Below are 13,856 nucleotides of genomic sequence, written 5' to 3'. Positions count from 1 at the left end.
GTGAGACTGGCCGCGTGCAGCCGGATTCCGACGACCTGATCGAGCGGCTGGCCCGCGTCGAGCGACTGGTCACCCGCGACGTCGAGGACGCGGTGGCGCCCGCCTGGCGGCGTGCCACCGCGGGCGAGCACCGGTGGCCGTTCGCGCTGGCCATCGCCGGGATGATCGGGTTGCAGCTGATGCTGCCGGACCGGCTGACCCTGGGGTCGCGGTGGCTGCTGCCCGCGGTGGAGATCGTGCTGATGGCAGTGCTGGTCGCGGCCAACCCCGGCCGGATGGAGCGGCCCACGCCGGTGCTGCGCCGCGTCGGGCTGGCGTTGACGGCGGTGATCAGCCTCGCCAACGCCGGTTCGGTGGCCCTGCTCGTGCGCGACATCGCCACCGGCCACGCCCCGGCCAGCGCGGCGCAGTTGCTGGCCACGGGCGGCGCGGTCTGGCTGTTGAACGTGCTCACGTTCGCGGTCTGGTACTGGGAGTTCGACCGGGGCGGCCCGCAGGCCCGCTCGGCCGGGACGCACCAGTACCCGGACTTCCTCTTCCCGCAGCTCGCCGACGACCGGCTGGGGCGCGACTGGGAACCCCGGTTCCTCGACTACGTGTACCTGGCGTTCACCAACGCGACCGCGTTCAGCCCGACCGACACGATGCCGCTGTCGCGGTGGGCGAAGACCGCGATGCTGCTGCAGTCGGCGATCTCCGTGGTGATCGCGACCCTGGTGGTGGCGAAGGCGGTCAACGCGCTCGCGTGATCAGGCGCATCGCCGGGTCGGGGGTGCGGACGAAGCCGAGCGCGGTGTACAGCGGCTCGCCGTCGGGGGAGGCGCGCAGGTCGACGAGGGTGACTCCGCGTTCGGCATACCAGTCGAGCAGGGCACGCATGCAGGCGCGGGAGTAGCCGCGGCGGCGGTAGCCCGGATCCGTGGCGACGTTGTAGACGTACCCCTTGAACGGGCTGGGGTTGTGCGGGCCGGGCAGCCGCTCGTCGATCGCGCCCACCACGCAGGCCGCCAGGGCGTGCGGGGCGTCCGGGCGGGCGACGACGAACGCGGCCACCCGTTCGGCCGGGTCGGCGAGCTGGCGGCGCAGCAGGTCGGCGCCGGCCGCCAGCCACGGGCCGTCGGCCACCGGGGTGCCCATGCCGCTGAGCATCACCACCCGCAGCCGCATCAGCTCGTCGGCGTCGGTCGGGGTGGCGCGGCGTACGTGGATCATGCGCGGCAGGGTATCGGGCCGGTGCCGCCGTGCCAGCGGCGTTTGGGCCCGGTCCCGGCCGGGGTATCAGCGCGCCAGGTGCTTCTCACTCCCCCCGGAGGAAACCATGCTGGCCATTGCCGCCGCCGTCGTCTTCGGCATCTACCTGCTGCTCGATCTGCTCGACGTCAAGTCCACCGACCTGGTCAACTTCCCCACGTTCGCCTCGCTCGGCCTGCTGCTGCTCTCCCTGTATCTGGCCGGGGTGGGCAGTGGTACGTCCGTCGGGTCGGGACGCCGGTTCTCCGGGCGCCGCCCCGGCCGCGGATGACCCGGCGGGCCAAAGCTGGGCGTTCGGCGCATTTCCGGCACTGACGGGCGTGCCGGTACCCTCGGTGCCGATGGAATCCGATGGGCTTTTTCCGCTGACCGGGCCCGGGGCCGCGCGCACCGCCGCCCCGGCCGGCGCCGAGCCCGTCGGATTCACCGCGCCCGGCCCGGATTCCCCGCTGCCCGTACGCATGCGTCCCGCCAGCATCGACGAGCTCGTCGGCCAGGACCATCTGCTGGCCCCCGGCGCGCCGCTGCGCCAGCTGGTCACCGGCCGCGCCCCGATGTCGGTGATCCTGTGGGGGCCGCCCGGCACGGGCAAGACCACCATCGCCCACCTGGTGGCCGCCGCCACCGACCGTACGTTCGTGGCCATGTCGGCGCTGTCCGCCGGGGTCAAGGACGTGCGGGCGGTCATCGACACGGCCCGCCGGGTCCGGCGCGGCGGCGGCCCGCCCACGGTGCTGTTCATCGACGAGGTGCACCGGTTCAGCAAGACCCAGCAGGACTCGCTGCTGGCCGCGGTCGAGGACCGGACCGTCACCTTGCTGGCGGCGACCACGGAGAATCCGTACTTCTCGGTCATCTCGCCACTGCTGTCGCGTTGTGTGCTGCTCACCCTGCACGCGCTGACCGAGGACGACGTGCGCGCGCTGGTGCGGCGCGCGCTGTCCGACGAGCGCGGCCTGGCCGGTGCGGTCACCCTCAGCGCTGACGCCGAGGAACACCTCGTCCGGCTGGCCGGCGGAGACGTACGCAAGGCCCTCACCGCCCTCGAGGCCGCCGCCGCCTCCGCCCAGGCGGTCGGGGCCGCCGAGATCGATCTGGCCACCGCCGAGCGCGCCGTCGACGTGGCCGCCGTCCGTTACGACCGCGACGGCGACGCCCACTACGACGTGATCAGCGCCTTCATCAAGAGCATGCGGGGCAGTGACCCGGACGCCGCGCTGCACTGGCTGGCCCGCATGCTGGTCGCCGGGGAGGATCCCCGGTTCATCGCCCGCCGGATCGTGATCTTCGCCAGTGAGGACGTCGGCATGGCGGATCCGCAGGCGCTACTGGTCGCGACCGCGGCGGCGCAGGCGGTGCAGCAGGTCGGCCTGCCCGAGGCCCAGCTCAATCTCGCCCAGGCGGTCGTGCACCTCGCCACGGCTCCTAAATCCAACCGCGTCACCACGGCGCTGGGGGAGGCGTTGTCCGACGTGCGGGCCGGGCGCGGCGGGGCCGTTCCGGCGCACCTGCGCGACGCGCACTACCCGGGGGCACGTGGTCTTGGTCACGGTACGGGCTACCGCTACCCCCACGACGACCCGCGGGGAGTTGTTACGCAGCGCTATGTGCCGGATGATCTGGTCGGCGCGGAGTACTACCGGCCCACCGACCACGGCGCCGAGCGGGCGGTCGGCGAGCGGTTGCCCCGCCTGCGCAGAATCGTGCGGGGAGAGCGCGTACCGTCGGCCGACGGTACGGACGCGGGCGAGCGCGGCGACGCCGCCGGAGGGGAACAGCTGTGAGAGCGCGCGGTGCCGACGGGCCCGACGACGAGACCGGCCAGCGCAACGAGCAGGCCGGGCGCAGTCGTCGGCGCTTCGGGCGTGGCCGGCCGGAGCCCGCGACGCCGGAGGAGGTGCCGCAGGAGGAGACCGGCTGGCTCGACGACCTCCGTACGGCCAAGGAGCAGCGCGCCGCGATCGGCCCCGGCGCCGCCCCCGGCGAGGCCCGCACCAGCAAGTCCGGCCGCACGGCCCCCAGCCCGGAGGACGACGCCGCGGACCCACGCACGTTCGGTCCGGCCGGTGGCGATCCCGGGGTACGCCCGGTCAGCCCGCCGCCGGGTCCCCGCGCCACCAGCGGCGCACCGACCGGCGCCGCGTCCCGGAGCCCGGGCGCCCGGGAGACCGGCCGCGCCCGGTCCTGGCAGGACGGCTCCGGGGAGTTCCCCGCCACCGGCGGCTGGCCCGCCGTCGACGCGGCTGGGAACCCCGGACGGCGGCGTGGCCCCGCAGCGGCCCCCGCCTCACCCGGTGGGCCCCCCTCGCCCGGTGGGCCGGCCGCTCCCGGCTCACCGGCCGCCGGTCCGCCCGGGATGCGCGGCCCGGCCCCTGCGCCCGCCCCACGGTCGGCCCCTCCCGTGGCGCCCCGTTCGGTGCCCCCGCCCGGTTCCGTGCCGCCCCCGCCCGGTTCCGTTCCGCCTCCGCCCGGAGGCCGGTCCCGGCCCGTTGAGGCCGCCCACGGCGGGCCACGGGACCACCAGGGCGTGCCGGTGGCTCCGCCGCGCCGGGAGGCCGAACGCGGGCCGGGCCACGGGCGCCGCCAGATCGAGCCGGGCCGCACCACCGGCCCGTCCGATCTCGTCCCGCCCTCCGCGCCGGTCTCGCCGACCCACGCCGCCCCGTCGACTCACGCGGCCCCGCCGGTGCCGCTGTCCGGCAACGCGCCCGAACTGCCCGCGCCGCGTGGCCGTGCGGCGTCGCAGTCCCGGGGCCGCCGGGCCGCCGAGCCGCCGGCCGGACCCACATCCGGCGCGGGCCCGGCGATGCGGCGCCCGGCCCACGAGTCACCCGCCGCACCGGTGGCCCGCCGGGCTGCCGAACATGCCCGGCCCGACCCGGCGGCCGGCGGCTTCCCGCCCGCCGCGCACCAGCCCGACGGCGCCCCGCGCCACGAGTACCCGCTGCCCGATCATCGCGAGGGCGGTGGCGTCCGGCCGGTCTCCGCGGTCCCCGGCGCCGACAGCACCGGCTTCGGATCCCGCAACGCGGCAGCGGGCACCCGCGGCCGCCCGGGCGACCGGCAACCCGCCGACGGCACCCGCGACGGCGGCGGACGCCACGGTGCGCCCGAATCCGGCGCGTACGCCCCGGCGCCCGAGGCACCGGGACAGCGGGGGAGCGGGAGCCAGCCCGGTCGCCGCGCCCGCCCCGGCGACCAGCGTTCCGCCGCGCCGTCCGCACCGCGGTCGCCGGGCGCTCGGCAGGCCCAGCTTCCTTCCGGCCACCCCGGCCCCTTCCCGGCCGGGCAGCCCGGCGGATTCCCGCCCGGGCAGCCCGGGCCGTCGTCCGGCGCTCAGCCGGGGCGGGCGCCCGGCCCCCGAGGCGGGCGGGCGGGCGGTCAGCCGAGTCCGGCCGCGGAGTCCGTCGCCCCGCCGGTCGTGCCGGGCCGCGAGGGCGTACGCAGTCCCGCCGTGCCCGGCCGCGCCGGAGCAATGGCGGGGGGCGCCACCGGGTCGATTCCGCGTGCCGGGGACCCGTCCCGCACCAGCGGTACCGGCCGTCGGGGAGGGCGCGCCGGCGCACCAGGCCGCGCTCCTGCGCCGCAGCCCGGGCCTGGCACCGGGATGCAGCCCGGCGGGCCCGGCATTGCTGGGCAGCCCGGTTCGGCCACCGGCCAGGGCGCCGGTCATGGCACCGCCCGGCCGAGCGGCCCGGTCGTCGGCTCGGCCAGCCCGGCCGCACCCGGCATCGCGTCGGTTCCAGGAGACCAGCCCGCCCGGCACGGCCTCCCGGAGCATCCCGGGCCCGCGCCCCGGCACGGCCTGGCCGAGCGCCCGGAACATGCGTCCCGGCACGGTGTGACGGAGCAGCCCGCCCACGGCGCGCCGGATCATCCTCCGGGACGGCGGCCGGCGTCCGGGATGGCGTCCGCTGCGGGCCTGGCGTCCAGTCCGGGGGTGGCCGCCGCGCCCGTCGCCGGCCGGGTGCCGTCTGCCCGTCCTGGTACCGCGCCGGTGTCCCCACCCACCGCACCTGACCGCAGCACCGGCCGTGCCTCCCGGCCTGGTGACAGACCCCGCCAGGCACTGCCGCCCGGTCCGGCGCCGAGCCGGGCCCTGCCGCCGGGCCAGGCGCCGAGCCGGGCCCTGCCGCCCGGCGAGCCGGCTCCCGGCCGGGCCACCGGCGCGGCTTCGGTCGGGGCGCCCAGCCGTGCGCTGGAAGCGGCTCCCGCGCCGGGCCGCGCCCAGGTCACCGGCGGCACGGCCGTCGCACCGACGCGGGCGTCCGCCACGGTCAGCGCGGCCGCGGTGGGTTCCGCCGCCGCCCGCACGATGCCGCCCGCGGACAGCGCCGCAGCTCCGGCCCGTGACGGGGCACCCGGCGGCGCCGCGACCCGCCCGCCGGTACGCCCGTTCGCCACGGGCGCGCCCGCCGCGGCGCTGGGCAACGCGGCACTGGGCAACCTGCGCGAGGCCCGTTCCGAGCTGCGCCAGAAGATGCGCACCCAGCGGCGGCTGCGGGTCATCACGCTGATGTCGCTGGCCGTCGTGGTGCTGGGCCTGCTGCCGCTGTTCTTCGGGATCCGTTCGGCCACCCGGGACCCGGTCTTCACCTCGCTGGACGCGCTGCAGGTGCCGTCCTGGGCCGAGGCGCAGGTAAAGGACCGCAGCAGCGGCAGCCAGTGGTGTTTCATGGACTGCCGGTTCCGCGAGCGCACCGCCCAGTCGCAGCAGCCGTATCAGGAGACCACCAAGGCGTACGCCGCGGCGCTGTCGACGGCCGGGTGGCACCGCTGGAAGGTCGCCGAGTGCCCCGAGCAGCCGGTGACCGACGGCAGCTACACCTGCTGGCGGCGCGACGAGTTCACTCTGGACCTGTGGGTCGGCCCGCCCGCCTGCGCGATCGACGCGGTCGCCGCCCAGGACCCGGCGGCGCTGCCGTCGACCGGAGCGAACGGTGTGGTGCCCCCCACGGACCCGAAGAAGTGCACGGGTTCCAGCGTCAGCATCAAGGTGCAGAACGCGATCACGGACCTGCGCGGCAAGAAGGAACCGGCGCCGAACCCGTCGCTGGTCGGCGAGACCCCGGACCCGGTTCTCAGTGATGATCCCCTGCTGGAGCCGACACCCTCCCGGTCGTGACACGCATCGGCGATGACGGACGGTAGGGTCTGCACGGTTGCACTAGCCGCACACGGCCGCCAGAAGAGGAGACGCGTTTCATGGACGCCGGAGAAATCGCAGGGCTGATCGCCGCGGGGGCGTTCCTGATGCTCGTGCTGGTGCTCGCCGTACCGATCCTCAAGCTGCGGCACACCGTGGACGCGGCGACCCGGGCCATCAACGACCTCACCGACCGCACCGGCCCGCTGCTGGGCAACGTCAATGAGACCGTGGAGAACGTGAACACGGCGCTCGGCCAGGTGCAGGTCTCTTTGGACGGTGTCAACCTCCAGCTGGCGAAGGTGGACGCGATCACCGGCCACGCGCAGAACATCTCGGCCAACGTCGCGAACCTGGTGGCCGTCGTGTCCGCCGCCGCCGCGAACCCGTTGGTCAAGGTGGCGTCGTTCGGGTACGGCCTGCGCAAGGCCACGGTCGCCCGGCGGCACGCCGAGGAGGAACGTGAGGTCCGCGAGTCACTGAAGCGGCGGCGCCGGTCCGCCCGCTGAGCCGACCCCCGATCATCCGCGGCCGCCCGCGCACCACCGGGCCGGGTGGGCTGCCGAGAAAGGAACGCCGCCATGAAGCGCCTGCTCTGGCTGGGCATCGGACTCGCGGTCGGCGCGATCGTCGTCCGCAAGCTGACGCGCAAGGCCGACGAGTTCACCCCGTCCGGCATCGCCGCCTCGCTGTCACAATCCGCTGGCGGCCTCGTGGAGTCGATGCGTAGCTTCGTGGAAGACGTTCGCGACGGGATGGCGGAACGCGAACAGGAGATCCACGAGGCCTTCGCGGCGGGCGAGCTGTTCGACGATCAGTTCAGCGACCTGCGGGAGGACCCGGAGGACGGTACGCAGGGGCGGCACGCCCAGAAGGGGTCACGATGAGGACGGCGGAGATCAAGCGGCGCTATCTGGCGCATTTCGAGGCCAACGGGCACACGGTCGTGCCGAGTGCCCCGCTGCCGGCCATCGACGACCCGAACCTGCTGTTCATCAACGCCGGCATGGTGCAGTTCGTGCCGTTCTTCCTGGGCCAGCGGACCCCGCCGTACCAGCGGGCGGTCAGCGTGCAGAAGTGCATCCGCACCCCGGACATCGACGAGGTCGGCAAGACGTCGCGGCACGGCACGTTCTTCCAGATGAACGGCAACTTCTCGTTCGGCGACTACTTCAAGGCGGGCGCGATCCCCCTCGCCTGGGAGCTGTCCACCAAGCCGGTCGAGCAGGGCGGCTTCGGCCTGGACCCGGAGCGCATCTGGGCGACGGTCTACCTCGACGACGACGAGGCCATCGACATCTGGCGCCAGACCGGCCTGCCCGCGGAGCGGATCGTGCGCCGCGGCAAGAAGGACAACTTCTGGTCGATGGGCATCCCCGGCCCGGCGGGCCCGTGCTCTGAGCTGTACTACGACCGTGGCCCGGACTACGGGCCGGAGGGCGGCCCGGAGGTCGACGAGGACCGCTACCTGGAGTTCTGGAACCTGGTCTTCATGCAGTACGAGATCACCGACGTGAAGTCGAAGGAGGACTTCACGATCGTCGGTGACCTGCCCAAGCAGAACATCGACACCGGCATGGGCCTGGAGCGCATCGCGTCGCTGCTGCAGGGCGTCGACAACCTGTACGAGATCGACGAGGTCCGCCCGATTCTGGCGCGGGCGGCGGAGCTGACCGGCAAGACGTACGGCGCGCACTCCGGGCACGCGGCGAACCAGTCGCACCCCGACGACGTGCGCCTGCGGGTCATCGCGGACCACGTGCGTACCGCGCTGATGCTGATCGGTGACGGCATCGTCCCGTCCAACGAGGGCCGCGGGTACGTGCTGCGCCGCATCATGCGCCGCGCGATCCGGGCGATGCGCCTGCTCGGCTGGCAGGCCCCGGCGCTGCCCGAGCTGCTGCCGGTGGCGCGCGACTGCATGGCCCCGTCGTACCCGGAGCTGGCGGAGGAGTTCGGCCGCATCTCCACCTACGCGTACGCGGAGGAGGACGCGTTCCTGTCCACGCTGCGGGCGGGCACGACGATCCTGGACACCGCGATCTCGGAGACCAAGACCGCGGGCGGCGCCACGCTGACCGGCGCGCAGGCGTTCCAGCTGCACGACACGTACGGGTTCCCGATCGACCTGACCCTGGAGATCGCGGCCGAGCAGGGCCTGCAGGTCGACCAGGACGGTTTCCGGCGGCTGATGGCCGATCAGCGGGCGCGGGCGAAGGCGGACGCGGCGGCGCGCAAGACCGGCCACGCGGACCTGTCCGCGTACCGGTCGGTGCTGGACGCGGGCGGCCCGGTGGAGTTCACCGGGTACGCGGAGGTGTCCCGCGAGTCGCGGATCCGCGCGGTGCTCGGCGGTGGCGCCAGCGTGGCGGCGGCGGGCGAGGGCGAGTTCGTGGAGCTGGTCCTGGATTCCACCCCGTTCTACGCGGAGGGCGGCGGCCAGCAGGCCGATACCGGCCTGATCAACGTGGGCGCGGGTCAGGTCGAGGTCGTCGACGTGCAGCAGCCCATCCCGGGCCTGATCGTGCACAAGGCGCGGGTGATCCGCGGCGAGGTGCGCGCGGGCGAGGCCGGGTTCGCGGAGATCGACGTGACCCGGCGCAAGGCGATCTCCCGGTCGCACACCGCGACCCACCTGATCCACCAGACGATGCGGCACTTCCTCGGCGAGTCGGCGACCCAGGCGGGCTCGCTGAACGCGCCCGGCCGCCTGCGCTTCGACTTCAACACCCCGGGCGCGGTGCCCCAGGCGGTGTTGCACGACGTCGAGCAGCAGGTCAACGAGGTGCTGCTGCGCGACCTGGAGGTGCACGCGTTCATCACCAGCCAGGAGGAGGCGCGCCGGCTGGGCGCGATGGCGCTGTTCGGCGAGAAGTACGGCGACGAGGTCCGCGTCGTGGAGGTCGGCGACTACGCCCGCGAGCTGTGCGGCGGCACGCACGTGTCCCGGTCCGGTCAGCTCGGCCTCGTGAAGGTCCTCTCCGAGTCGTCCATCGGTTCCGGGGTACGCCGGGTCGAGGCGCTGGTCGGCATCGACGCGTTCGGGTTCCTGGCCAAGGAGCACCTGCTCGTCTCCCGCCTGGCGGAGCTGTTCCGGGTGCCCGGCGACCAGGTCGCGGAGCGCGTGGAGCAGACCGTGACCGCGCTGCGCGACGCGGAGAAGGAGCTGGAGAAGCTGCGCGCCCAGATGGTGCTGGGCGGTGCGGGCGCGCTCGCGGGGCAGGCGAAGGACCTGCGCGGCGTGGCGTACGTGGGCACGGAGGCGCCCGAGGGGGCGGCCGGCAACGACGTCCGCACCCTGGCCCAGGAGATCCGCGGCAAGATCGACCCGGCGCGCCCGGCCGTGGTCGCGGTCGCGTCCCGCGCGAACGGCAAGGCATCACTTATTGTGGCGATCAACGCCGCCGCGAAGGGTCGCGGACTCTCCGCGGCCGACCTCGTCAAGGGGGCGCTGTCCGGGCGCGGAGGCGGCAACGCCGACCTCGCTCAGGGCGGTGGCGTTCCGGCCGATCAGGTATCGGCCCTGTTGGCAGCGGTAGAGAAGGCGGTCGGCGACGCTGCGTGACGCTGGAGAGGTGGCCCGATGATGGCACCGCCGCGGGGTAGGCGGCTGGGCGTCGATGTCGGTAAGGTCCGTGTCGGGGTTGCGATCTGTGACCCTGACGGGATCCTGGCCACCCCTTTGGTGACGGTATCCCGTGACATGGGGGCGGCCGCCGATTCCGTACCCGCCGACATAGCCGAGCTCAAGCGCCTCGTGGCGGAGCACGAGGCCGTGCAGATCGTGGTGGGCCTCCCGGTGCGCCTGTCCGGCGCCGAAGGGGCAGCCGCGGTAGACATTCGTGCGTACGCTGACCGGCTGGCACGTGCCGTCGGGGACGTGCCCGTCGTTCTGACGGACGAAAGGATGTCGACCGTGGTGGCAACTCGTAGGCTGGCCGAACGTGGCGTGCGTGGACGGCGCCAGCGGGCGGTGGTCGACCAGGTGGCCGCCGTGGAGATCCTGCAGAGCTGGCTGGATGCGCAGCGGAGGCAGACACGATGATCGACGAGCTGGATCTGGCGTTCGACGACAAGGTCGATCGCACCAAACCGCGACACCGGCGTTCCCGCGGCGGCAAGGGCAAGACATCCGTCGCGTTCCTGTTGACCTTCGTCCTGCTGGCGGTCCTCGGTGGCGGCGTGTACCTGGGCTACAACAAGGTGCGTGACTTCTTCACCGCGGCCGACTACGACGGCCCCGGCACGGGCACGGTGCAGGTGGAGATCAAGGAGAGCGCGACCCTGACGGACATGGGCAACGCGCTGGTCGACAAGGACGTGGTCAAGAGCACCGCCGCGTTCGTCAACGCCGCCGACGCGAACCCGCAGGGCCACAACATCCGCTCGGGCACGTACAACCTGCGCACGCAGATGGCCGCCAAGGACGCGGTCACGATGCTGCTGGACCCGAAGTCGCGGGTGAGCACCGGGGTCACGATCCCGGAGGGCAAGACCGCGAAGCAGGTGTTCGCGCTGCTGTCGAAGGCCACGAACATCCCGGTCAAGGACTTCGAGGAGGCCGCCAAGGACCCGGTCGCGCTCGGCGTGCCCGCGTTCTGGTTCAACCGGACGGACGGGCAGAAACCGACCCGCTCGATCGAGGGCTTCCTGTTCCCGGACACGTACGAGTTCCAGCCCAAGGGCACTGCCGAGGACGCGCTGCGTCTCATGGTCGGGCACTTCCTCAAGGTGGCGGAGAAGGTCGACTTCGTCAGCACCGTGGAGAAGGAACGCAAGATCAGCCCGTACGAGGCGCTGACCGTGGCGTCGCTGGCCCAGGCCGAGGCGGGCAACGAGGCGGACCTCGGCAAGGTCGCCCGGGTCGCGTACAACCGGATCTACGGCGGCAACTTCCCGTGCAGCTGCCTGCAGTTCGACGTCGGGATCAACTACTACTACCAGCTCACCGGGCGGCCGACGAAGCCGTCGAAGGACATGACGCTGGCCGAGCTGACCGACCCGAAGAACCCGTACCGTACGCACAACAAGCCCGGCCTCACGCCGACGCCGATCAACAACCCGGGTCAGGCCGCGCTGGAAGGTGCGATGAAGCCGCCCGCCGGCCAGTGGCTGTACTTCGTGGCGATCGACAAGCAGGGCCACTCGGCGTTCGCCACGACGCTCGACGGCCAGCGCAAGAACGAGGCGGTCGCCCGCAAGAACGGCGTCCTGTGACGGCTGATCTTCTGCCGGGGGCGGATGGCGCGGCGCGCCGTGCCGCGGTGTGCGGCAAGCCCATCGGGCATTCGCTGTCCCCGGTGATCCATCGTGCCGGGTTCGCCGCGGCAGGCCTGACCGACTGGTCGTACGACGCCATCGAGTGTGCCGAGGCGGACCTGCCCGCCCTCGTCGCGGGCCTGGGCCCGGAGTGGGCCGGGCTGTCGCTGACCATGCCGCTCAAGGAGGCCGCGCTCGCGCTGTCCACCTCCGCCACCGCGGTCGCCCAGGCCACCGGTGCCGCCAACACGCTGATCCGCCGCGCGGACGGCTGGCACGCGGACAACACCGACGTGTCCGGCATGGTGCGGGTGCTGCGCGACGCGGGCGTCGGTACGGCGCCCACGGTGACCGTGCTCGGCGGCGGCGGCACGGCCCGCGCCGCCCTGGCCGCCGCCGCCCAGCTCGGCGCGACCACGGTGTCCGTGGTGACGCGGCGTCCCGAGGCGGTGGCGGAGCTGGCCCCGGCCGCCGCCGCGCTGGGGGTCACCCTGGCGGGGGTCGCCTGGACCGCCGCCCCGTCCGCCTGCGACGCCGACGTGGTGATCTCGACCGTACCCAAGGGGGTGGCCGACCCCTTGGCGCCCGCGATCGCCTGGCGCGGTGGCACGGTGCTGTTCGACGCCCTCTACGACCCCTGGCCGACCCCGCTGGCGGCCTCGGCGGTCGCCTCCGGCCTGCCGGTGGTGTCCGGCCTGGACCTGTTGCTGGCCCAGGGGCTCGGCCAGTTCGAGCAGTTCACCGGCGTGCGGCCGGCCCCCGAGCCGGCCATGCGCGCGGCGCTGCTGGCCGCCGCCGCCCAGCGCTGATCATCTCGACCGCGCGCGGCCGCGTGGAGTACCCCGGCAGCAGATGGTTGATCACTGGGCGGATTCGGCGGATTCCCGCCGCACCCCGGGCCCGTGAATCTGCCACGGCCGCAGCACGGCCATGGTGAGCAGCGCGAGGCTGGCGAAGGCGAGGATCACGACCGCCATGGGTACGCCGGTCCCCGCGTCGCCCAGGCCCGCCAGGGGAGCGGCGACCGCGGCGACGACGGACTGGATGCCGCCCAGCAGCGCCGCCGCCGTACCGGCCCGCTGGGGGTAACGGTCCAGCGCCAGGGCTGTCCCGTTCGGCATCACCATGCCGATCGACGCCACCACGACGAACAGCGCCGCCGCGAGCCCGGCCAGGCTGCCCAGCGCCGCCGCGGCCAGCACCCCCGCCGCGGCCACGGTCTGGGTCACCAGTGCGCCGGTCAGCAGCCGAGTGGGCGTGAACCGGTCGAGCAGCCGCCGGTTGGCCTGGCTGAGCCCGATCAGCCCCGCCGCGTTGAGCCCGAACAGCAGGCTGAACGCGGTCGGGGAGATCCCGTACCCGTCCTGGAACACGAACGACGACCCGGAGATGTACGCGAACATCGCCGCGAACGCGCACCCCTGTCCCAGCGCGAACGCGAGGTAGCCCCGGTCGGTCAGCAGCCGGCGTGCCACCCGCGCGGTCTCGCCGAGGCCGCCCTGCGCCCGCTGCGCCGGCGGCAGCGTCTCCGGCAGCCGGGCCGCCACGAGCAGCGCCAGCAGCGCGGCGATCGCGCCCAGCGCGACGAAGATGCCCGGCCACGCGGTCACCCGCAGCACCGCGCTGCCCAGGGCGGGCGCCGCGATCGGCGCCACCCCGAAGATCAGGGTGAGCTGGGAGAAGAACTTCGCGGCGGCCACCCCGGAGTACAGGTCACGCACCACGGCCCGGGCCACCACGACCCCGAACCCGCCCGCCAGCCCCTGCAGCAGGCGCAGCGCCACCAGCATGGGCGCGGCCGGGGCCAGCGCGCACAGCAGCGAGATCACCGCGTACGCGGTGACGCTGAAGACCACGGGCCGGCGGCGGCCCCACCGGTCACTGAGCGGGCCGCCGACCAGCTGCCCGAGTGCCAGCCCGATCAGGCACGTGGTGAGCGAGAGCTGCACCTGCGCGTCGGGCACCCCGAAGTCCGCGGCGATGGCGGGGAAGGCGGGCAGATACATGTCCAGTGACAGCGGCCCGATCGCGGTGGTCAGCCCGAGCATCACCACGAGCAGCGGGCCGTGTGGCGCGGCGGGCCTGGTGATCGATGCGGGCACGCCCCGCACCGTACCCCCGCGCTGCGGTCGCGATCGTGCCGGTGGGCGGCGGGACGGCAGCGGGCCGGGGTGGTCCGCAGGGCGGGACGCCGCCCGGG

The 13,856-nt window shown here is 74.2% G+C and carries 12 protein-coding genes; 10 read left to right on the top strand and 2 right to left on the bottom strand.

Going from position 1 to position 13,856, the window contains the following annotated elements; genetic code table 11:
- The first annotated feature begins 14 nt into the window (after positions 1-14).
- On the top strand, positions 15-749 hold the full coding sequence (locus ACMCNO_RS24160) for a DUF1345 domain-containing protein (protein WP_412751726.1): 735 nt from the start codon (positions 15-17) through the stop codon (positions 747-749).
- On the opposite strand, the gene ACMCNO_RS24155 is transcribed toward ACMCNO_RS24160, so the two are convergent.
- Positions 733-1,212 carry a GNAT family N-acetyltransferase gene (locus ACMCNO_RS24155; RefSeq protein ID WP_412751725.1) on the bottom strand — a complete coding sequence of 160 codons (480 nt, stop codon included), beginning with the start codon at positions 1,210-1,212 and terminating at the stop codon, positions 733-735. The genes ACMCNO_RS24160 and ACMCNO_RS24155 overlap by 17 nt on opposite strands.
- 106 nt (positions 1,213-1,318) lie before the next feature.
- Between ACMCNO_RS24155 and ACMCNO_RS24150 the strand changes: the two genes are divergently transcribed.
- From ACMCNO_RS24150 to ACMCNO_RS24110, 9 genes are all read left to right on the top strand, one after another.
- The gene (locus ACMCNO_RS24150) at positions 1,319-1,522 is read left to right on the top strand and encodes a hypothetical protein (protein WP_412751724.1); all 204 of its coding nucleotides are present in this window, start codon (positions 1,319-1,321) and stop codon (positions 1,520-1,522) included.
- A gap of 70 nt (positions 1,523-1,592) precedes the next feature.
- Positions 1,593-3,035 carry a replication-associated recombination protein A gene (locus ACMCNO_RS24145; protein WP_412751723.1) on the top strand — a complete coding sequence of 481 codons (1,443 nt, stop codon included), beginning with the start codon at positions 1,593-1,595 and terminating at the stop codon, positions 3,033-3,035.
- Positions 3,032-6,376: a hypothetical protein gene (locus ACMCNO_RS24140; RefSeq protein WP_412751722.1), complete on the top strand. Its 3,345-nt coding sequence runs from the start codon at positions 3,032-3,034 to the stop codon at positions 6,374-6,376. The genes ACMCNO_RS24145 and ACMCNO_RS24140 overlap by 4 nt, the downstream gene beginning before the upstream one ends.
- Positions 6,377-6,456: 80 nt before the next feature.
- Positions 6,457-6,906 (top strand): DUF948 domain-containing protein, encoded by a 450-nt coding sequence (locus tag ACMCNO_RS24135; protein ID WP_412751721.1) that lies wholly within the window; start codon positions 6,457-6,459, stop codon positions 6,904-6,906.
- Positions 6,907-6,978: 72 nt separating this feature from the next.
- A complete protein-coding gene (locus ACMCNO_RS24130; RefSeq protein WP_412751720.1) occupies positions 6,979-7,284 on the top strand; it encodes a hypothetical protein in 306 nt (101 codons plus the stop codon).
- Positions 7,281-9,962, top strand: a complete 2,682-nt coding sequence (gene alaS, locus ACMCNO_RS24125) for an alanine--tRNA ligase (protein ID WP_412751719.1) — start codon at positions 7,281-7,283, stop codon at positions 9,960-9,962. The genes ACMCNO_RS24130 and alaS overlap by 4 nt, the downstream gene beginning before the upstream one ends.
- A gap of 18 nt (positions 9,963-9,980) precedes the next feature.
- Entirely contained in the window at positions 9,981-10,442 is a 462-nt protein-coding gene (gene ruvX / locus ACMCNO_RS24120; RefSeq protein ID WP_412751718.1) for a Holliday junction resolvase RuvX, read from the top strand.
- Complete coding sequence (gene mltG / locus ACMCNO_RS24115; RefSeq protein WP_412751717.1) at positions 10,439-11,614, top strand: endolytic transglycosylase MltG; 1,176 nt, start codon at positions 10,439-10,441, stop codon at positions 11,612-11,614. The genes ruvX and mltG overlap by 4 nt, the downstream gene beginning before the upstream one ends.
- Positions 11,611-12,465 carry a shikimate dehydrogenase gene (locus ACMCNO_RS24110; protein ID WP_412751716.1) on the top strand — a complete coding sequence of 285 codons (855 nt, stop codon included), beginning with the start codon at positions 11,611-11,613 and terminating at the stop codon, positions 12,463-12,465. The genes mltG and ACMCNO_RS24110 overlap by 4 nt, the downstream gene beginning before the upstream one ends.
- A 51-nt stretch (positions 12,466-12,516) precedes the next feature.
- Here the strand turns inward: ACMCNO_RS24110 and ACMCNO_RS24105 are convergent, their stop codons facing one another.
- Positions 12,517-13,767: a multidrug effflux MFS transporter gene (locus ACMCNO_RS24105; protein ID WP_412751715.1), complete on the bottom strand. Its 1,251-nt coding sequence runs from the start codon at positions 13,765-13,767 to the stop codon at positions 12,517-12,519.
- Positions 13,768-13,856 lie beyond the last annotated feature (89 nt).

Source organism: Krasilnikovia sp. M28-CT-15, assembly GCF_047159595.1.
Lineage (GTDB): Bacteria > Actinomycetota > Actinomycetes > Mycobacteriales > Micromonosporaceae > Actinoplanes.
Note: the sequence above shows the minus strand (reverse complement) of the source record. Positions and strands in the feature narration are given on the sequence as shown.

Excerpts from the sequence above, each read along its gene's own strand:
- mltG (WP_412751717.1), top strand. The coding sequence starts at position 10,439 with ATGATCGACGAGCTGGATCTGGCGTTCGACGACAAGGTCGATCGCACC.
- ACMCNO_RS24150 (WP_412751724.1), top strand. The coding sequence starts at position 1,319 with ATGCTGGCCATTGCCGCCGCCGTCGTCTTCGGCATCTACCTGCTGCTC.
- alaS (WP_412751719.1), top strand. The coding sequence starts at position 7,281 with ATGAGGACGGCGGAGATCAAGCGGCGCTATCTGGCGCATTTCGAGGCC.
- ruvX (WP_412751718.1), top strand. The coding sequence starts at position 9,981 with ATGATGGCACCGCCGCGGGGTAGGCGGCTGGGCGTCGATGTCGGTAAG.
- ACMCNO_RS24135 (WP_412751721.1), top strand. The coding sequence starts at position 6,457 with ATGGACGCCGGAGAAATCGCAGGGCTGATCGCCGCGGGGGCGTTCCTG.
- ACMCNO_RS24145 (WP_412751723.1), top strand. The coding sequence starts at position 1,593 with ATGGAATCCGATGGGCTTTTTCCGCTGACCGGGCCCGGGGCCGCGCGC.
- ACMCNO_RS24130 (WP_412751720.1), top strand. The coding sequence starts at position 6,979 with ATGAAGCGCCTGCTCTGGCTGGGCATCGGACTCGCGGTCGGCGCGATC.
- ACMCNO_RS24155 (WP_412751725.1), bottom strand. The coding sequence starts at position 1,212 with ATGATCCACGTACGCCGCGCCACCCCGACCGACGCCGACGAGCTGATG.